This window comes from Acidovorax sp. Root275 (genome assembly GCF_001428965.1).
GTDB lineage: Bacteria > Pseudomonadota > Gammaproteobacteria > Burkholderiales > Burkholderiaceae_C > Acidovorax > Acidovorax radicis.
The window spans coordinates 1-1,067 of record NZ_LMJH01000012.1; the positions used below are offsets into that span (position 1 = coordinate 1).

The 1,067-nt window shown below is 65.4% G+C and carries 1 protein-coding gene; it reads left to right on the forward strand.

Annotated elements, in window-relative coordinates; all coding sequences use genetic code 11:
- The coding region (locus ASE52_RS24825; protein ID WP_140426342.1) for a diguanylate cyclase at positions 1 to 1,067 on the forward strand (1,067 nt) is incomplete at both ends.

Here is a 1,067-nt window from a genome sequence, read left to right on the forward strand (position 1 = left end):
GACATCACGGACCGAAAGCGAGCAGAACAAGAGATCGAACGCCTGGCCTTCTTTGACGCCTTGACGGGCCTGCCCAACCGCCGCCTGCTGCTCGATCGCCTGCAGCGCTCCATCGCCGCTTGCCAGCGCACCAGAAACCTCGGCGCCCTGCTGTTCATCGACCTCGATAACTTCAAGGACCTCAACGACACCCTGGGCCACGACATGGGCGACCAGCTCCTGGCCCAGGTCGCCACCCGCCTGGTGGGCAGCGTGCGCGAAGCCGACACCGTCGCCCGCTTTGGCGGCGACGAATTCGTCGTCATGCTCGAAGCCCTGGCCCCCGACCTGCAAGACGCAGCCACCCAGGCAGAAACCGTCGCAGAAAAACTCCTGGCCAGCCTGAACCAGCCCTTCGAACTGGACGGCGCCCAGCACTACAGCACCCCCAGCATCGGCATCACCCTCTTTGGCGACGAACGCCTGACGGTGGATGAACTCCTCAAACGCGCCGACCTGGCCATGTACCAGGCCAAAGCCGCAGGGCGCAACACCCAGCGCTTCTTCGACCCCGACATGCAGGCCGCCGTCAACGCCCGCTCCAACCTGGAAGCCGACCTGCGCCAGGGCCTGGCCCGGGGTGAACTGCTCGTGCACTACCAGCCCGTCGTGGACCACCAGTCCCAGCTCATGGGGGCAGAAGCCCTGGTGCGCTGGCGCCACCCCCAGCGCGGAATGATCAGCCCCGGCGACTTCATCCCCCTGGCCGAACAGACCGGCCTCATCCTCCCTTTAGGCCAATACGTGCTGCAGACCGCCTGCGAACAACTGCAGCGCTGGGGCCAGCACGAAGCCACCGCCCACCTGTCCATCTCGGTCAACGTCAGCGCCCGGCAGTTCCGGCAACCGGGCTTCGTGGCCGAAGTGCTGCAGACCCTCAAGAACCACAACGCCGACCCGCGCAAACTCAAGCTCGAACTCACCGAAAGCCTGCTGCTGGGAGACATCGAAGACACCATCGCGCGCATGGTGCAGCTCAAAAGCGAAGGCGTGGGGTTTGCGCTGGATGACTTCGGCACCGGCTACTC